Raw genomic sequence first — 20,245 nt, forward strand, 5'->3', positions numbered from 1 at the left:
TGTTGCAATATGGTCAACGCAAGGCATAGGGCCGAACCAGATGAAGCACCTCAAGACACTGCAGTGCATTGACGATGTGGCCGGCAGCGGCTCGATCCGCAGAAGCGCCGAACGCCTGTCGATCACGCCATCGGCACTGACCCGCCGAATTCAGGATTTTGAGGCTGAATTGGGCACGCCAGTCTTCGAGCGCATGCCGCAGGGAATGCGGCTCAACGCGGCAGGAGAACTGGTGCTGCGCCACATACGGGCGCAGCTCTCCGATTTCGAGCGATTGCGCTCGCAGATCGCTGATCTCTCAGGGGTTCGCCGCGGCCATGTGACCATCGCGACCAGCCAGGCTTTCGCCCACGATCTCATCCCCTACGAAATCGCTGTCTACCGCGCCCAGCACGCGCTGGTCTCATTTTCGGTCCTGGTGCGCGACCACATCCATGCGGTGGAGGCGGTTGCCGCCTTCGAGGCCGACGTCGCGTTGGTCATCGCCCCGCCGCCGGCACCAGAGTTTCAGCCGCTGCTGGTCATCCACCAGCCGCTCTGCGCTCTCATGAGCAAGGACCACCCCCTGGCGGCGGCGCGCACCCTTCGATTGCGGGAAGTTCTTGAATACCCGATCGCCATGCCTGGTCCTTCGCTGGCCATCCGTCACCTGCTTCAAGGTGCCATTGTCCGCGCCGCCCTGCCCGTCAATACCGTGGTTGAGTCGGACTCCTTCGAGGTTCTGCGCAGCTATGCCGGGGGGGAGCAGGTCATTTCCTTCCAGATACGGGCCGGCATCCCGCAAGCAAGCGGCAACTTGGTGGCGCGCGAGATCGACCACCGGGACTTGCCAATGACCCAACTGGTGCTTGGCCAGCTGCGAGGCCGATCACTTTCCGTGGCTGCTTCAAAGTTTGTCGATCAGATCGCAGGCAGCCTGCACACGCGTTACGGCGGCGGCGAGCGACCTGACTAAGCCTGTCGAAAAGGGGGGCGTGCAGGAACGGCCGCTTTGATGATGGGGTCTTGCATTGTTGGCTCACCGCCGAATTACAGTCGGCGGCCGCTGGCGACCAGAACGTTTCCCGAGAACCTAGCCGGCAATCAACTTGGCAGCGCGCCGAAATTCAGCCTCTGCTTCGGGCGCGAAGCGGAAGGTCTGGAGGAAGTCGTTAACACCGTAGGCCGGCAGGCCGGCGTGAATGCCGGCCATGGCGACACGTGCCGGGTCGATTTGTCCGGCCAGCGCCAGGCAATAGGCCAAAATGGCGTGGATGGCGTAATGGGCATTGGGTCTGGCAGCGGCCCTGGCCGCCCATTCAGCGGCCTCTGCGAACTGACCCAGCCGCACATGGGCAATAGCGCGCGTCCCCAACATGCCGAAGAGCAATGGATCAAAGGGGCTCAGGCGTCGTGCATGATCGGCCGCAACGATGGCCCCCAGCGGGTCACCAGATTGCGAGCCGACGAAAGACAGGGCGTAGTGACCGAGCGCAAAGTTCGGGCTCAGCGCGATGGCCTGCTCCAGTTCCACCACGGACCGATCGTCCTGGCCACGCATCCAGAGCGCGCGCCCCATGGCCCAGTGGGCTGCTGGGTCATGATCATCAGCCAGCACGGCTTCGCTCGCTGCTGCATAGGCGAATTCCCGTTGCTCCTCGCGGTCACCCCAGTGCTGGAAGCCGCTTTGCCAATGTGTAAAGGACAGCCCGGCATGGGCCCGGGCATATGTCGGGTCAAGCGTCACGGACTGTTGGAAAAACTGGCGCGCCGTCTCGTTCTCCGCCTTGGTAAAGCGATACATGTGCCAGAGCCCGCGGTGATAGGCCTCCCATGCCGTCAACGAGTTCGGCGGCTTGAGAATGGCAAGGTTTCGCTCGACCGTCTCGATTTCGCTGGCGATGGACGACACGATCTGGTCGCCGATGTCCTCTAGCATGTCGAACGCAGCCAGCGCCGCTCGCTCGAACACGTCGCTCCAGACGATGCGTCCTGAGCGCACATCCACCAGTTCGACCTCCACCTTGAGGCGCCCGCCACGCACGTTGACCGTCCCTCCCGCCATGTAGGCGACGCCGAGTTTGCGGGCGGCATCCATATCCCCCAAACCGGCTTCCGAAAGGGCGTAGACGGAGCCTCGGGCGATCACCGAAAGGCTGCGCAGCCGGGCCAGCCTGGTGATAATGTCCTGCGTGAGCCCTGCCCCCAGGCCACCACCAAAGCTGGGGCCGGCCGTTTCCACAAAGGGCATGACCGCCAGGGCTGCCCTCTCATGGGCAGACGGCACCTCAGCGCGTACGGGCTCTTGGGCAGGCCGGGCCGGCGATGACATAGCGTGTGAAGCACGCCAGTTCCGCAGCGTCTGGAGATCGAGGTCTTCGCTCCGAAACAGGTCCATGGTGGCGCGCAGGTGGGCGGCAGCGGCATCGGCGGCACCAGATTGCCTCAGTTCGGTCAGCAGGAGCACATGAGCCCGCTCATCGAAGGGAGAGAGCGTCACCCACCGTTCGATCAGGCAACGCCGCCGTGCGGCATCGGTCGATGGATCGGAAATAATGCGCTCGATGAGATCGATATAGGCCGATCGCCAATGCCAGCGCTGCGCGGTCAGCCAGGCTTGAAACCGCGGACCATGATCAATGTGCAGGCCCTCCAGAAACTCCCCTGTCCACAGATCCTCGGCATGTTGCAGGACGTCCGGGGCACCCGATTTCAGCACCGCCAGATCAACCTGGCACGCTGTCAGGTCCAGCCAGACGCGATCGTCCTCGGTCTGCACGCGACGCAGCCCGTGCTCATCGAGCAGGCCCCTGAGCTTGCTAAGGCACCAACGCAGCTCGCCGCGCGGATCGTTCGGCACGTCCCAGAGTAGTTCGCACAGATGGTCGCGGCTGACCGGATGGGGGCTGAGTACCAGATAGGCCAAAAGGGCGCGGGTCTTGCGCGAGTGCGGCAAGGCAATGGGTTCGCCGCCCCGTGACAATGCCAGTGGTCCGAGCATAGCCATGGCGAGGCCCGAAAACTGTTCAGCAGGATCCAGCATGGTGGATTCCACGGACATTTCCACGCTTCCTCCCATGTTCGCCGAGCGAGCAACAGTCTAACATTGAATGCTGAGACATGCAGCCGGGGTCTTTACCGGAGTACCGCGAGGAGAATCGCACCATGAATGATCCAAAAATCAGGACCACTAAAGGTCGTGGCAAGCTGTTCGACAGTGTGCTTGAGACCGTGGGGGATACGCCCGCAATCCGCGTCAACAATCTCGCCGTTCCTGGCGTAACACTTTACGTGAAGGCAGAGTTCTTCAATCCGGGCGCGTCGGTGAAGGACCGGCTCGCCCTCAATATTATCGAAGCAGCGGAGCGCAGTGGCGCACTCAAGCCTGGCCAGACCATTGTGGAAGCCACCAGCGGCAATACCGGTATCGGTCTGGCGATAGTGTGTGCCCAGAAGGGCTATCCCCTGGTCGTGACCATGGCCGACAGCTTCTCTATCGAACGACGCCGCCTGATGCGGATGCTCGGCGCGCGCGTGGTGCTCACACCGCGGGCCCAGAAAGGCCTCGGCATGTACAACAAGGCCGTCGAGCTGGCTGAGGCCAATGGCTGGTTCCTCGCGCGGCAATTTGAAACCGAGGCCAATGCCGATATTCACGAGGCCACCACGGCACGCGAGATCATCAATGACTTCGCAGGCTCAAGGCTCGACTACGTTGTCTCCGGCTATGGGACTGGCGGCACCGTGACCGGCATAGCGCGTGTGCTCCGCCGTGAACGTCCCGATACCCGGATCGTGCTCAGCGAGCCGGCAAATGCGCAATTGTTGGCGAGTGGCGAGCAGCAGGTGCGCGGGGCCGGCGGCGCGCCTGCCGCGAGCCACCCCGCATTCACGCCGCACCCCATCCAGGGCTGGACGCCCGATTTCATCCCATTGGTGCTGCAGGAAGCTGTCGATACCAAGGGCTATGATGAACTCATTCCCATCGCGGGTCCCGACGCCATCGCATGGGCCCAGAAGCTGGCCCAAAAGGAAGGTATCCTGACCGGCATTTCCGGTGGGGCCAGCTTCGGCGTGGCGCACCAGGTTGCCGAACGCGCCGAACCCGGCTCAGTCATCCTATGCATCTTGCCCGACACGGGAGAGCGCTACCTGTCCACTCCACTGTTCGAGTCAATCGAAGCAGAAATGAGTGCGGAGGAGGTTGCACTCTCGCTCTCTACGCCGGGCTATCAGCTCGAGACCGTGTGATGCACGGCCAGGTTCACGGCCCGGAGGAAACGCTCGATCCCGACGACTGGGCAACCGCTGAGGCCATCTCACACCGCATTGTGGGCGACGCGGTCGCCTATCTGCGGGATGTGCGGGATCGGGCGCCGTGGACGGACATGCCGCACAGTGTCCGTGAAACCTTCACGGAACCTCTGCCATCTGAGCCAACGGACCTGGCCGAAGTCTATCAGGCGGTGCTGGACAGCCTGATGCCCTACCCCATGGGCAATATCCATCCCCGCTTCTGGTCCTGGTACATGGGGTCGTCGAACCTGACGGGCGCGCTCGGCGATTTTATCGCCGCGGTGCAGGGGTCCAATCTCGGTGGCGGCAATCACGCCGCCGCCCTGATGGACCAGCAGGTCGTGGGCTGGTGCAAACAGATGCTCGGGTTTCCGGCCAGTGCCACCGGATCGCTCGAAAGCGGTGGCTCCATGGCCAACTTCATCGGGCTGACCGTGGCGCGGAACGTCAAGGCCGGTGCCGATATTCGAGAACTTGGCGTAGCCGCCCTGCCCCGACCAATGCGCTATTACGCATCTGACCAGGCCCACTCGTGCCACCGCAAGGCGATGGAGGCTCTGGGGCTTGGGAACCAGGCGTTGCGGCGCATTCCCAGCAATGATGCAATGGCCATTGACATAGAGGCGCTGCGCCGGGCGATTGCCGAAGACCGAGCCGCGGGACTTAACCCGGCCTGCATTATCGGCACGGCCGGGACCGTCAACTCGGGCGCCATCGATGATCTTGAGGCGCTGGCCAACCTGGCCGCCGAGGAAGGCCTCTGGTTCCACGTCGATGGGTGTATTGGCGCCCTCGTCGCCATCGCTCCGCGTAACCGCAATCTAGTCGCCGGCATCGAACGGGCTGACTCGGTCGCCCTGGACCCGCACAAATGGCTGCATGCCCCTTTCGAGGTCGGTTGCGCCCTGGTGCGAGACCCTCAGGCACAGCACAAGACCTTTGCCGTCACCCCGGAATATCTCGAAGCGTCGCCGCGCGGCCTGGCCGCCGCACCCTGGCTGCATGAATATGGCTTGCAGACCACAAAGGCCTTCCGCGCCCTCAAGGTGTGGATGGCGATCAAAGAACACGGCATCGAAAAATTCGGCCGTCTGATTGACCAGAACATTGACCAGGCACTTTATTTGAGCGGCCTGATCGACGCCGAGCCGGGCCTGGAACGCGTGGCGCCGACCACAATCAACATTGTCTGCTTCGCAATCAAAATAGCCGGAAACGATTCTGAAGCGGCCAAGCGGGTAAACATCGAAGCCATGCTGCGGCTGCAGGAAGAGGGCATCGCCGTCCTTTCCGACACAACCGTCAAGGGCCGACATTGCCTGCGCGTGGCTATCACCAATCATCGCACGCGAAGGTCCGACCTCGACCTGCTCGTGCGCGAATTGGTGCGCCTGCGCTCGACCTTGCTCGTCACTGAATCTCCAACGGCGCCTAAATCTTGACCGCCGGTGATTGTTGACGAAGCACGTTTGGTGCGGAGCGATGTCGAGCCTTCGTTCGGCCGCTTGACAACGTGACACGTTCCCAACCGCCGGCCGGCATCAATAGAACGCTCAGTGCGGGCGGGTTTCTTCGCCCCAGACCAGCAACACGGCTCCTGAAATGAGCATGGCAATGGCGACAAACCAGAACGCGGCCTCAATCTGGCCGGAGAGGTTTGCGGCCAGGGCAAAACCAAGGGCGCCGATTGCGTAGCCGAGATCGCGCCAGAAGCGGTAAATGCCAATGGCCGATCCGCGCCAGGTCGGCGAGGCGATATCGGCCACGGCCGCTGAAAGGTTGGGATAGAGCATCGCCATCCCCAGGCCAGAGACAGCCGCCGAGAATGACCACCAGACAATACCGTCTCCAACGACCATCATGGCCACGCCACCGCCACAGACCCACATGCCCAAAACATTGAGCCAATGGCGGCCGATCTTGTCTGACAATGGCCCGGTGACGAGTTGCGAGCCACCCCAGACCATGCCGTACATGCCCACGACCCAGCCGATTTCCGGGAGGCTGAGGCCACGCGAGAACAAAAAGACCGGGTAAATGACCCACACCAGAGCATCGACGAATTTTTCAACGAGTCCAGCCTGCGAAATGGCGGCAAGCCTGCGGTCCCGCCAGGACATCAATGCGAAGACCTCCCAGGTCGAGAGGGGTGCGGTCGCGGCGGTGGCCTTGGCTTCAGCATGCGCCCAGGGAAGAGTGTCGCGGACAAAGAACGCCGAGAGGAAAAGACCCAGTCCGATAACGATCAGACCGAAGCTCAGCAGACCCTCTCGCGGTCCCATAATGGTCGCGGCATAGCCGGTAATGATCCCGGCGAGGGCCACGCCCACATAGCCGGCAAACTCGTTGAGCCCAATGACGACACCCCGCTGGTTGGCCCGCGTGAGGTCGAGCTTGGAGGTTTGTGCCATGGACCAGCAGAGGCCCTGATTGACGCCGAGCAGCACGGTCGCGGCGACGATCCAGTTCCAATTGGGGGCAAGTGCGATCATTACCGGAATGGGCAGCGCCACCAGCCAGCCTAGCACCAGAACCCTCTTGCGCCCGATCCGCTCGGATAGTCGGCCGGCAACAAAGTTAAGAACGCCCTTGACCACCCCGAAGGCGATGACGAAGGCCGACAGCAGCACGAAGGAGCCACGCTCGAGGCCGAATTCGCTTTCGGCCAGCGCTGGAACAACTGTTCGGGTCATGCCGATGGCAAAGCCGACCAGAAGCACCTGGACGAGCTGGTGGACAAACTGGTGGCGATTTTCGGCAATGCCGAACTGGTGCGTGATGGCTGTCATTGTGCTTTAGCTGCGGCCGGCGTTGAGGGCACGGGTCTGTGCGGCACCGGGCGGGGGCGGCGGAATATCAGCGACCATTGCGGCAATGAAATCGGCCTCGTTGTCAATGGCAAAGGCGGAATTGAAACGACGCTCGAAGCCGATCGTCGAAGAGGGCTTGCCGGACAGCTTGCGCCCACAGACCGAGCCGGAAAAGGCACCCGGCAACACTTCGAGATGATCAGGGAGGGACTTGAGCCGCTGGGCGCTGGCAAAGAGAGCGCGTGCACCTTCCTCGGCGCTGCTGGCCAATTCTGTGCGACCAAGATCGCCGACCATCAAGGTGTGGCCGGTGACGACGAACCAGGGTTCTTTGGTGCGCGTCCGGTCAGTGACAAGCAGGGAGATGTGTTCGGGCGTGTGACCGGGCGTATGCATGACACCAAGCGTGACATTGCCCAATTCGAGCACGTCGCCATCGGCGACGCCGTGATAGTCGAAGGTCACATCGGCACTTTCATGCAGCACATATTTGCCGCCCGACGCCTCGGCCAGTTCACGGCCTGTCGAGATGTGGTCAGCATGTACATGGGTGTCAATGACATAAAGGATCTTCATGCCGGTCTGCTCGGCAGCCTCCAGATAGGGCGCGATCGGACCGATGGGGTCGATGACAGCGCCGGAGGCCTTGCCGCCGCAGCCGAGAAGATAGGAGGCACCGACTGGATCGGTGTGCAGGAACTGACGAACAATCATTGCTGGGACCTTCTTTGACCATGGCCAAAGCCATACATTCAATATTTTCATTGAATGTGATAATGACCGCACCTGGTCGTGTCAAGCGTCGCGCGCCAGCGCGCCGGTTCTGAGCTGTTCGCCCAGACAGCCAAACACCTGAAAGCCCGATCCTCCACCGAGCCCCCTCGCCCCGGCAGACTTCAAGATAATGGGCGGCCAATGACCGCCCACCTGATGAAGTATTCCTCAGATGTCAGGCTTCTTCACCTTTGAACGCCTCTTCGCGATTCTTGCGGAAATTGGGCACGATCATCATGAGCAGCAGAAGTGCGGTGGCAACGAGCAGCGTCAGGCTGATCGGCCTTTCGACGAACACGCTGGCGTCGCCCTGCGAGATGAGCAAGGTCCTGCGCAGGTTGGTTTCGAGCAGGGGGCCGAGGACGAAGCCGAGGAGTAGAGGGCCAGGTTCGCACTTGGCCTTGCGGAAGAGGTAGCCGACGAGGCCGAAACCGGCGGCCAAAGCCACGTCAAAGATGCGATTGTTAAGGCTGTAGACGCCGACGCAGCAGAACAGCAGGATCGCCGGATAGAGCAGTCTGTACGGGATCGTCAGCAGCCGAACCCACAGACCGATCAGCGGCAGGTTGATCACGAGAAGCATGGCATTGCCGATCCACATGCTGGCCACCAGGCCCCAGAATATCTGCGGCTGTGACTGCAGTATCTGCGGCCCGGGTGTCAGCCCGTGAATCACGAAGGCGCTGAGCATCATCGCCATCATATTGTTGGACGGGATGCCCAATGTCAGCAGCGGAATGAACGACGATTGGGCGCCAGCGTTGTTGGCAGCCTCCGGCCCAGCGACGCCTTCCACAGCACCCTCACCGAATTCGGCTGGGCGCTTCGAGACACGTTTCTCAAGAGAGTAAGCGCTGAACGAAGCCAACGTAGCTCCACCGCCCGGGAGAATGCCGAGGAAAGTGCCGACGCCGGTGCCGCGAAGGACGGCCGGCCAGGCGCGCTTGAAATCTTCCCGTGTCGGCCAGAGCCGGGTGATCTTGGCGACTTTGACCCCGCTGGCGCCGGTCTTTTCCAGGTTCTCGATAATTTCCGAGAAGCCGAAAAGACCAATTGCGATGACAATGAAGTCGATGCCGTCAAACAGTTCGATGGCGCCGAACGTCATTCGGGACGCTCCGGTGCTCAAATCCGTGCCCACTGTCCCAAGCAGGAGGCCGATCAGGATCATGCCAATTGCCTTGAGAACGGGGCCCCGGGCGAGGATTGTGGCGGCCAGCAGGCCGAAGATCATCAAGGAAACGTATTCGGCGGGACCGAAAGACAGCGCGAAACCGGACAGGGTCGGACCGGCAATCGCCAGGCCGAAGGTTGCAACGGTGCCGGCAAAAAATGATCCCAACGCCGCGACAGCAAGGGCTGCGCCGGCGCGGCCCTTCTGTGCCATCTTGTAGCCGTCGATAGCCGTAACCACGGTCGAGGCCTCGCCGGGCAGATTGACCAGGATCGCAGTGGTCGAGCCACCATATTGGGCGCCGTAGTAAATGCCAGCGAGCATGATGATCCCGGCCAATGGCGGCAGAAAGAACGTCACTGGCAGCAGGACAGCAATTGTCGTCGTCGGCCCGATGCCCGGAAGAACGCCGATCAAAGTACCAAGCAGCGCGCCGAGCAGACAGAAAGCCAGGTTTTCGGGGGTAAGGGCGGCACCGAAGCCGAGGGCTAGAAGATCCAGGAATTCCATGGTGACACTCCCGCGCGCCCGAGGGCGGCCAGCAAGAAAAAAGTCGAAAAGGGTCTAGAACGGCAAAAGCTTGATCTGGACGCCCAGACCGACGACGAAGACCAGGGCGCCGAAAATGCTCAGGCCGACAGCCAGCAGCAAAGTCTCGAACATCCGAACCTCATGGTCAGCAATGCTGCTGGTCACAATGAGAAAGAGGCTTGCTGCAACGAATCCAAGCCAGGCAGCAACAAACGCAAATCCGATAATGGATGCCGTGATGACAAGGATCGGTCGCAACTTGGCAGGTTCGATTGGCGCATAGGCACGGCGCAGTCCGAGGAAACCGACCCACAGTCCAACGACGATCAAAAGCCAGCAGATAATTGTCGGCACGAAGCCGGCGCCCATCGATGCCAGCGATCCGAAGTCCAGGGTGCGCCCGGCCCACAGGCCGAGCGCACCGACGCCAACGAAGATCGCCGCCGTCAGCAGGTCAGGACGGTCGCCCCGGGCGCTGCTCTTGGATCCAGACATTAGCGTCCAGCCTCAATCAGCGAAAAGATCTCGGTATAGCGCTCAAGACGACCCGGCATCTGTTCGACCCATTCGGCGCCCGAAAGGTAAGACAACGGCAGAGCCATCTGCCCGGCCTGTTCGAGGAAGGCCGGATCGGCCAAGGCTTGATCCACCGCATCCGAAAGCTTGGCACGGATCTCCTCTGGCACATCGCAGCGCGTGGCAAGGCCGCGCTCCGAACTTTGGATCACGTCAAAGCCCTGCTCTTTGGCGGTCGGCAGATCTGGCGCCAATACTGAACGTTCCTCGGCGAACTGACCTATGGCCTTGAGCGCATTCTGGTCGGCCGTGCTGTATTCTCCCACATTGAGGCCGATTGCCGTGACGTGCCCGCCAAGCAGCGCGGTTTTTGCCTCATTGGCCCCGGCGAAGGGAATGGCGGTGAGGTCTATGCCTGCGGATTCTTCGAGCTGCAGCATCGCCAGATGCTCGTCGGTGCCCACACCCGTGGTTCCCATGGAGACTGCACCGGGATTTTCCTTGGCGTAGGCCACCAGCTCTTCCATGGTCTGGTAAGGCGAATTCGCCTGTACGATCAGCGCGCCCGGGTCTTCAACGATGCGGGCAATCGGGCAGATTGCTGCCGGGTCAAATCCGAGCTCGCGGCCGATCCGCATCGTCAGGAAACCGGGCGTGTTGAGCGATGAGAGCGTGTAGCCGTCGGGATTGGACTGCGCCAGCGCGGTGTAGGCGATTTCGCCCGACGCGCCGGGACGGTTGAGGACGGGAATCTCCGCCCCGAGTATTTCTTTCAGATACGGCGCGAGGGTGCGCAGCATGATGTCCGTGCCACCACCCGGAGCAAAGGCCACGATCAGTTCGATCGGACGGTCGGTAGGCCACTCGGCCTGTGCACTGCCTGTTGCAGCCAACAGTGCCAGAGCTGATGTCGCAAGGATCTTCTTCATAGTCTCTCTCCCTTGAGGCCGGCGAGTTTCTCGCATTGCGGCCCATTTCAAAACCCGTTTGACCCCGGATCACTGGGCTCCGCGCGAAGCGGCCGCCTACGGCATGGAGCAGCCGAGGCGCTTGAGGCTTTCATCGACCCAAGAGCGGTCGTTTGTTCCGTTTTCGATGGCCGCCATTTGGCGGACCTCAGCGTCCTGCTTGGACAGGGTCTTCGCGAGCACCGCTTGTGCTGCATCCATCGGCACCCCGAGTACGCCGTCGCGGTCGCCGATCACCAGATCGCCCGGATGAATGACCATGCCTTCAAGAGCGATGGGGACGTTGATCTCACCTGGGCCATCCTTGTAGGGGCCACGGTGGGTCACCCCGGCAGCAAAGACCGGCAGATTCACCTTGAGGAAGGCATCGGCGTCGCGAATGGCGCCGTATATGACAAACCCGGCTACGCCGCGCCGGACTGCATAGGCCAGCATCAACTCGCCCATCAGCGAGTTGGTAAGATCGCCGCCCGCATCAACGACTATGACGTCGCCCGCCTCCGCCATATCGATGGCCTTGTGAAGCATGAGATTGTCGCCTGGACGCGTCTTCACGGTCAGGGCCGGGCCGGCCATTTGTCCATCCCGATGCATCATCGTGAGACGCGGACCAGCAGCGGTCATGCGATGCATACTGTCACTGACATTAGCCACGGGCAGGACACGAAACTGCTCGATCAGGTCTGCTGAGACACGACGTTCGCGCTTGAGAACTCGGAATCCGGGGATCAATGCAGTTCTCCTGCAAATTGGGGTTGGGCGAGCTTTGACAACTGGGCGCGATTGACAATGCGACTGGCAGCCAGCGGGCGGCCGGCGAGATAGTCGACGATGCCCTGCGCAGCCTCGACGCCGACACGGACATTGGCTGCAGCAGTCACACCACCGATATGCGGCGTAAGAACCACTCGGTCGCTGGCAAAGAACGGATGGTCTGCCGCAGGCGGCTCCGTGGCAAAGGTATCGAGGCCCGCGCCGGCGATTTGACCGGCATCGAGCGCTTTAACCAAGGCCGGCTCATCGATGAGCCCGCCCCGCGCAGTGTTGATGAGGATTGCATCTTCCCGCATCAGGGACAGCGTTTCGTGATTGATGAGACCGCGGGTCTGCTCCGTCATTGGGCAATGGAGACTGATGACGTCGCACTGCCGCAGCAGGTCCTCCAGCGAGGACGCCCGCTGCACGCCGCATCGCGTAAATGTCTCGTCGGCAGCGAATGGATCGTAGGCGATAATGGACATGTCGAAGGCCTTGGCAAGGCGGGCCGTATGTTGGGCAATGGCACCAAAGGCAACCAAACCCATAGTCGATCCCGACAATTCGCGACCCTTGAAGTTAGGTTTCTCCCAGCGCCCTTCCCGCAAGCTCCGGTCGAGTGGCACCACGCGTTTGGCCACGGCGAACAGCAAGGCCATGGCATGCTCGGCAACCGAAACGGCATTGGCCCCGGAGGCGACGATGACCGGAACGTCATGGGCACTTGCTGCGTCGATGTCGATATTGTCGACGCCCACGCCATGCTTGGAGACAATCCTGAGTTGCGGCGCGACCTCGAAGATCGAGGCTTCAATGCGACCCATACGGGAGATGATCGCGACCGGCCGGTGCTCGACCACATGGGACATGAGCACAGCCGCGTCTGCGTAGGGCGGGAGATAGACCGGCTCATAGCCCGCCTCGCTCAACACCGCCACCGCCGCCGGGGCCAGGCTCGGTCCGGTGATCAGGATAGTCTTGCCCATAAATCCTCCTAGCCGGCCTTTCGCCGGTCTGGGAGGAAACATATCAATAGACGATCTAATTCAAAGCGGGTAATTCTTTTGTAGAAAATTAGGAAAACTTAATGTGGATACAAGGCAACTCAAGTCCCTGACGGCCATTGCCCGCACCGGCAGCTTTGCCAGAGCGGCCGAGCTGGTCAACCTGACCCCATCAGCGGTTAGTCAACAAATACAGTCACTTGAGGCGGAAGTCGGAGCGTCTCTTTTTGATCGTTCCAGCCGCCCGCCCAGCCTCACGCCGGCGGGCATGCAGATGGTCAGCCTTGCCGAGGAAGTGCTCCGCCTCACAGACACAGCAGTGGATGCGATCAACGGGACAAGCATCAGCGGCACCTTGTCCCTGGGGTCGGTACGCACCAGCGCACTTGGCCTTCTGCCCAATGCCATCACGCGCCTGAGCGCACTTTATCCGCAAGTGCGCACCAAGTTGCGCGTTTCCATGTCCGAGTCGTTGATGTCCGATGTGGTGGTGGGTCGGCTCGATGCAGCGATGGTGGCCGAGATCAATGAATTTCCATCCACCTTGCGTTGGCGACCATTTCTGCGCGAACCCCTGCTGGTAATCGCCCCACCCGGCACCGCGCCGGGGTCGGCCTCTGACTTGCTGGCGAAATTTCCCTTCGTGCGGTTCCGCAGCAATGTGCCTCTGGCCCATATGATCGACCGCGAATTGGCCAGGATGAATGTGATGCTCAACGAGGTCGCCGAGATGGACACGGTCTCCTCGATCACGGCCTGTGTCATCAATGGGCTGGGCGTATCAGTCGTGCCGCAGATTGCGGTTGCTGAAAGCAGCGTGCCGCTGGTCACAGCGCCCTTCGGCAATCCGCAGGTCTTTCGACAAATCGGCCTTATCGAGTCGCGATCCGGCGCCAAGGCAGTGCTGATCGACGAGCTTCATCGGCAATTGGTGTCAGCCAGCGGTCCATTCGGATGGACTGGTCTTGAGGCCGGCGGGGCGGAGTGATGTTGCGAATAAGAGCTGTTGCCCGGCGCGTGAGCTGTGGCGCCTGCTCTCCGTATGCGATCTCGCTCTCGGGCTGACCTGCGCTGGCGCTAAAACAGGCGCAAGCGGAATTCGGAGAGATGGTTGAGAGTTGGGGGCGCCTTTCGGTGCTCCGCTTCGGTCCACTGATTTCGGACAACCGCTTCGAAACAATCTTCTTCTGGCCCGATCTGCGCGGCGTCACCCTGGCGGTGACGGAGGCTGCTTGGGACAATCACCTGCGGCAGGTGTGAGGCTTACCCGACGAGATAACAGTTCACCGCCCTCCATGACGTTGCCAATGGCGCGGTACAGGACCTCGGGAGCACCACGAGAGAAGTGAAACACACTGCGGGCCTGAGCGATCCTTCGGCCATGCATACAGAACCGGCCGAGACGTGCCGTTCTTGATCTGAAACAAGGTGCCGCGCGGCGCGGGGGCGTAGGATGGGTCAATCAGGAACCGACAGTGTTCGATGCCGGGCGCTGCCATTAGAAGGAGCAAGCAGATGCACAGATCACTAGTCCGGGCGGTCACCGCCTGTGGTGCCGCGACCGCCCTTGTCAGCACGGCCATGGCGCAGGCACCCACGACGCCCGGCCAGTACCAGTACGGACCACACATGGGGTGGTGGGGTGGCGGCTGGGATGGCATGTTCTTCGGGCCGCTATTCATGCTGCTGATCGTGGTCGCGGTCGTCGCAGCCATAGCCCATCTGGTGCGTCGGCCAGTCGGATCTTGGCAGGGCACGCCCCAGGCACCTGGGCGAACCGCACTCGACATCCTCAAAGAGCGTTTTGCGCGTGGGGAGATCGACAAGGCCGATTATGAGGAACGTCGGCGCGTCCTTGGTGAATAGCAATTCCAAGGACCGCGCAGGCCGCTGCTGATCCTCGGCATACTGTCGCGACGGTAGCCCAGGAGGGGCAAATGCGTTGCAGCGCAGCAATGTTCGGCAAAATGGCAGTCTGGGCAAAAGTCCAGTGGCTGTTTTGCCGCCAGCTTTGCGTCCGAGGATTTTGTATGCAGTTGAAAGTTTTTGCCTTATTTATAGGCATTCATGTTCGTAATGTATGCAATATTGCAAAGCGTGCCGCGGCGATGTCACGTCCATTTTTCGTGAAATGATCCTATTAACAAGAGCTTAACGAGCAAAGGCCCGTCTGGCACAGTGTTTGCTACATTGTCTCCGCCACTCGTCCTCAGGGTGGATCGAGGGAGCTCAAACAATGTCGCACATCAATTTGTCCCGTCGTTCGCTGCTTAAAGCCGGTGCCGCGGGTCTCGCCGCCGCTGCTTTGCCTGTCGGCTGGGCCCAGGCGCAATCGCCGCTCACCATTGGTACTGTTTATGTCGGTCCGCGCGATGATTTCGGCTGGAACCAGGCACACTCGGTCGCAATGGAAATTCTCAAGAAGGTGCCGGGCGTCACCGTCATTGAAGAAGAAAATGTCGCCGAGACCGATGCCGTCAGCCAATCGATGGAATCCATGATCAATCTCGATGGCGCCAATCTGATTCTGGCGACGTCCTTCGGTTACTACAGCCCCTTCGTGGTCGAACTGGCCAAGAAATACCCCGATGTCGAATTCCGTCACGCAGCCCCGCTCTGGACGGATGCAGACCCCGCCAATGCCGGTTCCTATTTTTGCTATCTCAACCAGGCGCATTATGTGGACGGCGTCGCCGCCGGTGCCGCCTCGCCAAGCGGCAAGCTCGGCTTTGTGGCCGCCAAGCCGATCCCCTCGGTACTTTCCAACATCAATTCGTTCCTGCTCGGCGCCAGGAAGACCAATCCGAATGCAACCGTGCAGGTGATCTTCACCGGTGAATGGTCGATGCCGGTGCGCGAGGCCGAGGCGACCAATGCGTTGGTCGATGCCGGTTGCGACGTCATCACATGCCACGTTGACGGCCCCAAGGTGGTGGTCGAGACAGCTGAAGGCCGTGGCGTCAAAACCTGCGGCCACAACGCTTCGCAGGCCCCGCTGGCACCCAATGGCTTCATCACCGGCGCCGAATACAAATGGGCCACCATCTACTCGATGTATGCCGACCTCCTGGCAAAGGGCGAGCCGCTGCCCAACTTCGTCGCCGGCGGCTACCACAACGACATGATCCAGAACACGCCCTACGGCGCGGGCGCCACGCCCGAGGCCATCGCGGCAGCGGATGCCGCCATTGCCGATCTGGTTGCCAAAAAGCCCATCTATGTCGGCCCGCTGAAAGACAATGCCGGCAATGTCGTCATTGAAGGCGAAATGGACAATTACGATCCGGTCCTCGACGGCATGAGCTACCTGCTCGAAGGCGTCGTCGGTTCGATCACCTGATCGCGCACCACTCTCCTCTCCCCTCTCCCGTAAACGGAGAGGGGAGATCACAGTGAATTCAGCGAGGCCAGAATGACCGTTGCCAGCCCCTCAGTTCCAATTCACCGCGCGACGAGCGTGCGAACGCTAAAGCTCGCCGAGGCCATCTTCGTGCCTGTGGTGGCGCTCATTGCTTCGGCGCTGATTTTCTCGCTCTTCCTTCTTGTGATTGGCCAATCGCCGCTCGATTTCTTCGCCCTGATCTGGACCGGAGGGTTCGGCTCGTCCTTCTCCCTCCAGCAGTCATTGCAGAGGGCAGCACCGCTGATCCTGACCGGTCTTGCCTTTGCCATTCCGGCGCGCATCGGCCTGACCATCATCGGGGCCGAAGGCGCCCTGGTGCTGGGTGGCCTGAGTGCGGCCGCCATGGCCATTCCACTGGTTTCCGGCGGCGCGCCGGTTCCCATCACCTGGATATTCATGGCGCTGGCCGCCATGGCCGCCTCCGGCTTCTGGATCGGCCTGGCCGGCTGGTTGCGTCATTATCGCGGCGTCAACGAAACCATCTCCTCGCTGCTGCTTTCCTACATCGCCATTGCCATCATGAACTTTTTCGTTGAAGGCGCCTTGCGCGATCCGGCTTCGGCCAACAAGCCATCCACCATGCCCATTGGCGATGCCTACCGCATCGGCGCCATCCCTGGCACTGACGTGCATTGGGGGTTCGCTGCGGGCATTCTGGCGGCAATAGCGCTCTGGGTGTTGATGAGCCGCACCACCTTCGGCTTTGCTGCTCGCATGACCGGGGGAAATGTTCGCGCCGCCCAGGCCCAGGGCCTGCCGGTGGGCTTCCTCATGGTCACCTGCTGCGTCATTGCGGGGGCCTGCGCCGGGCTTGCCGGGTTTTTCGAGGTTGCCGCCATTCACGGACAGGCCAATGCCTCGCTGGTGGCCGGCTATGGCTTCACCGGCATTCTCGTGGCCTTCCTTGCCCGTCATAATCCGCTGATGGTCATACCCATCGCCATCCTGTTCGGCGCTCTCGCCGCTGCCGGAGGCCTCGTGCAGCGCCGTATGGGCATGCCCGATGCAACTGTGCTGGTGCTTCAAGGCATCATCTTCGTGGTGCTGCTTGCAAGCGACACGCTCTATGGACGGATAAAATTCTTCCAAGCCGATTTGCGAGGAGACCGCACATGAGCGACGCCGGGATCCTCACGGTCTTCATTGCCATGCTGGGCGGCGCCATTCGCGTCTCGACCCCGTTCATGTTCGTGGCCCTGGGCGAGTGCCTGACTGAAAAATCAGGCCGCATCAATCTGGGGCTCGAAGGCAATCTCGTGCTCGGCGCGATGGTCGCCTACGCCATCAGCTTCCACACCGGCAATCCCTGGATCGGCGTCATCGCCGCTGGCGGATCAGGCCTCCTGTTGGGAGCACTGCATGGTTATATCTGCAAGCTGCCGCGGGTGAACGACATCGCCGTGGGCATTGCCATCATGAGCTTTGGCACCGGCGTCGCCTTCTTCTTTGGCAAGCCCTATATTCAGCCCTCCGCGCCCCGGCTCGATGCTATCCCGCTCGGTGACTGGACTGGCAACCCGGCGTTGGCCCAAGCCCTCCAGGTCAATCCACTGTTCTTCGTCGGCATCCTGCTCGCCATCGCCATGAGTTGGGCTTTTGCCAATACCCGCTGGGGCCTTATCGTCCGCATGACCGGTGACAGTGCCGCCTCGGCCAAAGCCATGGGTGTCTCGGTCGATCTGGTTCGCCTGCTTGCCACTTCGGCCGGCGGTTTCCTCGCCGGCATCGGCGGCGCGTTCCTCTCGCTCTACTATCCCGGATCTTGGAACCAGGGCCTGAGTTCCGGTCAAGGCCTTATGGCCGTGGCCCTCGTGATCTTTGCCCGCTGGGACCCGATCCGCTGCATCTGGGCCGCCCTTTTGTTCGGAGCCGCCGGCGCCATCGGACCGTCTCTGCAGTCGGTCGGCATTTCCCAGGGCTATTACTTCTTCAACGCCGCCCCCTACATCCTCACGCTCTTCATCATGATCGCCGCTGCTCGCTCCAAGGGCTACACCGTTATCCATACACGCGAGGGCCATAAACCCGACCTCTCGGACCTCCCCGCCAACAAGCGCTGGCGCTCGCAACGCATCGGCGCGGGTATCGGCGACCAAGGGCCTTGCGGTCGCATCCTGGTGCGCGGCGAGCCGGGCTGGGAAATCATCCCCGAACTCCAGCCCCTGCCCGGCGAACAGATAATCGACAAGCCCGGCAAGGGCACATTCATAGCCACCGATTTCGAACTGGTGCTGCGCATGAAGAATATTCGCAACATCATCTTTGCCGGCGTCACCACCGATGTCTGCGTCCACACCACCATGCGCGACGCCAATGACCGCGGCTATGAATGCCTGCTGCTCGAGGATTGCTGCGCGGCCACCAAGGTCGAGAACCACCTCGCCGCCATCGATATGATCAAGATGCAAGGCGGCGTTTTCGGCGCCGTGTCCACGTCGGCAGCCCTGATCGAGGCGTTGCCATGAACGCCATTGCTCCGGTTGCTGCCGTCGGCCGCGCCCCGTCGCTGCAAGCGGTCGGCATGACCAAGATCTTCGGGCCACTGGTCGCCCTCGATGATGTCAGCATCAACGTTCCCGCCGGTGCATTCCATGCGCTGCTGGGCGAGAACGGGGCTGGTAAGTCTACGCTGGTCAAGTCGATCATGGGCTTTTACGCAGCCGACAAGGGGCAGGTGCTGCTCGATGGTAAAGAAGTCGCCATCCGCACTCCAAGAGATGCCCGCGCCAACGGTATTGGCATGGTCTATCAGCACTTTACCCTCGTGCCCTGCCTGACCGCCGCCGAAAATCTTGTCATCTCCCGCGCCGACGCACCCGCCGTGATCGATTGGCGCAAAGAGAAAAAGGCTCTGGCCCAATTCATGGAGACGATGCCGTTCCGGGTACCGCTTGACGCCCAGGTCTCGGCGCTATCGGCCGGCGAAAAGCAGAAGCTGGAAATCCTCAAGCTGCTCTATCTCGACCAGCGCTTCATGATCCTTGACGAGCCCACCTCGGTGCTCACCCCCGGCGAGGCGGACGAAGTGCTTGGCCTCCTGGGCGACATGGCCAGCCGCAAGGAGATCACTGTGCTCATGATCTCGCACAAGTTCCGTGAAGTGAAAGCCTTCTGCGACGGTTTCACCGTGTTGCGGCGCGGCAGGTTCACCGGCTCTGGCGACGCACAAACCGCGACCGTGGCCGAGATGAGCCAGATGATGATCGGCGACACTGAAATCCGCGAGCGCGCCCAGCGTCGTCAGCACAATGACAAAAAGGAAATGCTCGAACTGGCCGGCCTCTTTGCCGACCACGCCGAGGGCGGCAATGCAATCGAGGCAGTCAATCTGAAGGTTCATGCCGGCGAGATTGTCGGCATCGCAGGCGTTTCGGGCAATGGTCAATCGGCATTGGTTGAAGCCCTTGCCGGCCAGCGCGCCCTCAGCGACGGCGCAATTCGCATCCGTGGCCAGAACTTCTTCCCCACGCGCGGCGATTTCGACCGCTACAAGGTCTTTGGCCTGCCCGAGGAACCGCTCAAGAATGCCACTGTGCCGCGCATGAGTGTGGCCGAGAACATTGCTTTCCGCTCGTTCGATAAGCCCCCCGTGGCAAAATTCGGATGGTGGATGTCTCCGGGGCCTTTGCGGATCAAGGCAGAGGAACTGATCGCCCGTTATCGCGTCAAGACCACCTCGCCCGACGCGCCAATCGAAACGCTCTCGGGCGGCAATGTGCAGCGCGCCGTGCTGGCTCGCGAACTTAGCGGCGATGTCGACGTATTGATCGTCGCCAATCCCTGCTTCGGTCTCGACTTCGCCTCGGTTTCGGAAATTCGCAGCCAGATCATGGAGCAGCGAAATCGGGGGGCGGCCGTGCTTTTGGTTTCCGAGGATCTTGATGAAATCCTTGAACTGGCCGACCGCGTGGCGGTGATGAGCGGCGGCACCATCACCTATGTCAGCAAGATCGAAGATACCGACCGGAACACCATCGGTCAGCACATGGCGGGGCATTGAGGATGATACAAATATCGCAACCCCCTTATCCGCG

General features: G+C 61.5%; 17 protein-coding genes and 2 pseudogenes. 11 read left to right on the forward strand and 8 right to left on the reverse strand.

The features are described 5' to 3' along the window. Nucleotides 1-40: 40 nt before the first annotated feature. Nucleotides 41-955 (forward strand): LysR family transcriptional regulator, encoded by a 915-nt coding sequence (locus tag NIM87_RS02685; RefSeq protein WP_254673075.1) that lies wholly within the window; start codon nt 41-43, stop codon nt 953-955. Nucleotides 956-1,072: 117 nt separating this feature from the next. Here the strand turns inward: NIM87_RS02685 and NIM87_RS02690 are convergent, their stop codons facing one another. Further along, nucleotides 1,073-3,040: a BTAD domain-containing putative transcriptional regulator gene (locus tag NIM87_RS02690; protein ID WP_254673076.1), complete on the reverse strand. Its 1,968-nt coding sequence runs from the start codon at nt 3,038-3,040 to the stop codon at nt 1,073-1,075. A gap of 104 nt (nt 3,041-3,144) precedes the next feature. On the opposite strand from NIM87_RS02690, the gene NIM87_RS02695 reads away from it, so the two are divergent. Both NIM87_RS02695 and NIM87_RS02700 read left to right on the forward strand, forming a co-directional pair. After that, complete coding sequence (locus tag NIM87_RS02695) at nt 3,145-4,230, forward strand: PLP-dependent cysteine synthase family protein (protein ID WP_254673077.1); 1,086 nt, start codon at nt 3,145-3,147, stop codon at nt 4,228-4,230. Then, on the forward strand, nt 4,230-5,717 hold the full coding sequence (locus NIM87_RS02700) for a pyridoxal phosphate-dependent decarboxylase family protein (protein ID WP_254673078.1): 1,488 nt from the start codon (nt 4,230-4,232) through the stop codon (nt 5,715-5,717). The genes NIM87_RS02695 and NIM87_RS02700 overlap by 1 nt, the downstream gene beginning before the upstream one ends. Before the next feature lie 111 nt (nt 5,718-5,828). Here NIM87_RS02700 and NIM87_RS02705 read toward each other — a convergent pair whose 3' ends face one another. From NIM87_RS02705 to NIM87_RS02735, 7 genes are all read right to left on the reverse strand, one after another. Next, on the reverse strand, nt 5,829-7,064 hold the full coding sequence (locus NIM87_RS02705; protein ID WP_254673079.1) for an MFS transporter: 1,236 nt from the start codon (nt 7,062-7,064) through the stop codon (nt 5,829-5,831). Between the two features lie 6 nt (nt 7,065-7,070). Continuing rightward, nucleotides 7,071-7,799 (reverse strand): MBL fold metallo-hydrolase, encoded by a 729-nt coding sequence (locus tag NIM87_RS02710; RefSeq protein ID WP_254673080.1) that lies wholly within the window; start codon nt 7,797-7,799, stop codon nt 7,071-7,073. Between the two features lie 235 nt (nt 7,800-8,034). Then, the gene (locus NIM87_RS02715; RefSeq protein ID WP_254673081.1) at nt 8,035-9,543 is read right to left on the reverse strand and encodes a tripartite tricarboxylate transporter permease; all 1,509 of its coding nucleotides are present in this window, start codon (nt 9,541-9,543) and stop codon (nt 8,035-8,037) included. A gap of 54 nt (nt 9,544-9,597) precedes the next feature. Beyond that, a complete protein-coding gene (locus tag NIM87_RS02720) occupies nt 9,598-10,059 on the reverse strand; it encodes a tripartite tricarboxylate transporter TctB family protein (RefSeq protein ID WP_254673082.1) in 462 nt (153 codons plus the stop codon). Then, complete coding sequence (locus tag NIM87_RS02725; protein ID WP_254673083.1) at nt 10,059-11,009, reverse strand: tripartite tricarboxylate transporter substrate binding protein; 951 nt, start codon at nt 11,007-11,009, stop codon at nt 10,059-10,061. The genes NIM87_RS02720 and NIM87_RS02725 overlap by 1 nt, the downstream gene beginning before the upstream one ends. A gap of 96 nt (nt 11,010-11,105) precedes the next feature. Continuing rightward, nucleotides 11,106-11,780: an RraA family protein gene (locus tag NIM87_RS02730; RefSeq protein WP_254673084.1), complete on the reverse strand. Its 675-nt coding sequence runs from the start codon at nt 11,778-11,780 to the stop codon at nt 11,106-11,108. Beyond that, nucleotides 11,777-12,790 (reverse strand): hydroxyacid dehydrogenase, encoded by a 1,014-nt coding sequence (locus NIM87_RS02735; RefSeq protein WP_254673085.1) that lies wholly within the window; start codon nt 12,788-12,790, stop codon nt 11,777-11,779. The genes NIM87_RS02730 and NIM87_RS02735 overlap by 4 nt, the downstream gene beginning before the upstream one ends. Before the next feature lie 103 nt (nt 12,791-12,893). On the opposite strand from NIM87_RS02735, the gene NIM87_RS02740 reads away from it, so the two are divergent. From NIM87_RS02740 to NIM87_RS02775, 8 genes and pseudogenes are all read left to right on the forward strand, one after another. Continuing rightward, nucleotides 12,894-13,796 (forward strand): LysR substrate-binding domain-containing protein, encoded by a 903-nt coding sequence (locus NIM87_RS02740; RefSeq protein ID WP_254673086.1) that lies wholly within the window; start codon nt 12,894-12,896, stop codon nt 13,794-13,796. Nucleotides 13,797-13,879: 83 nt separating this feature from the next. Beyond that, nucleotides 13,880-14,068, forward strand: a complete 189-nt coding sequence (locus NIM87_RS02745) for an imelysin family protein (protein WP_269467881.1) — start codon at nt 13,880-13,882, stop codon at nt 14,066-14,068. Nucleotides 14,069-14,323: 255 nt separating this feature from the next. Continuing rightward, entirely contained in the window at nt 14,324-14,674 is a 351-nt protein-coding gene (locus NIM87_RS02750) for an SHOCT domain-containing protein (protein ID WP_254673088.1), read from the forward strand. A gap of 370 nt (nt 14,675-15,044) precedes the next feature. After that, nucleotides 15,045-16,148 (forward strand): BMP family ABC transporter substrate-binding protein, encoded by a 1,104-nt coding sequence (locus tag NIM87_RS02755; protein ID WP_254673089.1) that lies wholly within the window; start codon nt 15,045-15,047, stop codon nt 16,146-16,148. 72 nt (nt 16,149-16,220) lie between these two features. After that, nucleotides 16,221-17,327, forward strand: a complete 1,107-nt coding sequence (locus tag NIM87_RS02760) for an ABC transporter permease (RefSeq protein ID WP_254673090.1) — start codon at nt 16,221-16,223, stop codon at nt 17,325-17,327. Beyond that, nucleotides 17,324-18,199: pseudogene (locus NIM87_RS02765) on the forward strand (ABC transporter permease); the annotation flags it as partial. The gene NIM87_RS02760 and the pseudogene NIM87_RS02765, both read left to right, overlap by 4 nt. After that, a pseudogene (locus tag NIM87_RS02770) lies at nt 18,185-18,676 on the forward strand (cysteine hydrolase family protein); the annotation flags it as partial. The pseudogenes NIM87_RS02765 and NIM87_RS02770, both read left to right, overlap by 15 nt. After that, nucleotides 18,673-20,211 (forward strand): ABC transporter ATP-binding protein, encoded by a 1,539-nt coding sequence (locus NIM87_RS02775; protein ID WP_254673091.1) that lies wholly within the window; start codon nt 18,673-18,675, stop codon nt 20,209-20,211. The pseudogene NIM87_RS02770 and the gene NIM87_RS02775, both read left to right, overlap by 4 nt. Nucleotides 20,212-20,245 lie beyond the last annotated feature (34 nt).

It is taken from the genome of Devosia ureilytica (assembly GCF_024273195.1).
Classification (GTDB): Bacteria; Pseudomonadota; Alphaproteobacteria; order Rhizobiales; family Devosiaceae; genus Devosia; species Devosia ureilytica.

Coding starts and splice junctions, on each gene's coding strand:
- NIM87_RS02755 (WP_254673089.1), top strand. CDS start 15,045: ATGTCGCACATCAATTTGTCCCGTCGTTCGCTGCTTAAAGCCGGTGCC.
- NIM87_RS02695 (WP_254673077.1), top strand. CDS start 3,145: ATGAATGATCCAAAAATCAGGACCACTAAAGGTCGTGGCAAGCTGTTC.
- NIM87_RS02775 (WP_254673091.1), top strand. CDS start 18,673: ATGAACGCCATTGCTCCGGTTGCTGCCGTCGGCCGCGCCCCGTCGCTG.
- NIM87_RS02700 (WP_254673078.1), top strand. CDS start 4,230: ATGCACGGCCAGGTTCACGGCCCGGAGGAAACGCTCGATCCCGACGAC.
- NIM87_RS02725 (WP_254673083.1), bottom strand. CDS start 11,009: ATGAAGAAGATCCTTGCGACATCAGCTCTGGCACTGTTGGCTGCAACA.
- NIM87_RS02705 (WP_254673079.1), bottom strand. CDS start 7,064: ATGACAGCCATCACGCACCAGTTCGGCATTGCCGAAAATCGCCACCAG.
- NIM87_RS02735 (WP_254673085.1), bottom strand. CDS start 12,790: ATGGGCAAGACTATCCTGATCACCGGACCGAGCCTGGCCCCGGCGGCG.
- NIM87_RS02685 (WP_254673075.1), top strand. CDS start 41: ATGAAGCACCTCAAGACACTGCAGTGCATTGACGATGTGGCCGGCAGC.
- NIM87_RS02690 (WP_254673076.1), bottom strand. CDS start 3,040: ATGTCCGTGGAATCCACCATGCTGGATCCTGCTGAACAGTTTTCGGGC.
- NIM87_RS02715 (WP_254673081.1), bottom strand. CDS start 9,543: ATGGAATTCCTGGATCTTCTAGCCCTCGGCTTCGGTGCCGCCCTTACC.
- NIM87_RS02720 (WP_254673082.1), bottom strand. CDS start 10,059: ATGTCTGGATCCAAGAGCAGCGCCCGGGGCGACCGTCCTGACCTGCTG.
- NIM87_RS02750 (WP_254673088.1), top strand. CDS start 14,324: ATGCACAGATCACTAGTCCGGGCGGTCACCGCCTGTGGTGCCGCGACC.
- NIM87_RS02710 (WP_254673080.1), bottom strand. CDS start 7,799: ATGATTGTTCGTCAGTTCCTGCACACCGATCCAGTCGGTGCCTCCTAT.
- NIM87_RS02760 (WP_254673090.1), top strand. CDS start 16,221: ATGACCGTTGCCAGCCCCTCAGTTCCAATTCACCGCGCGACGAGCGTG.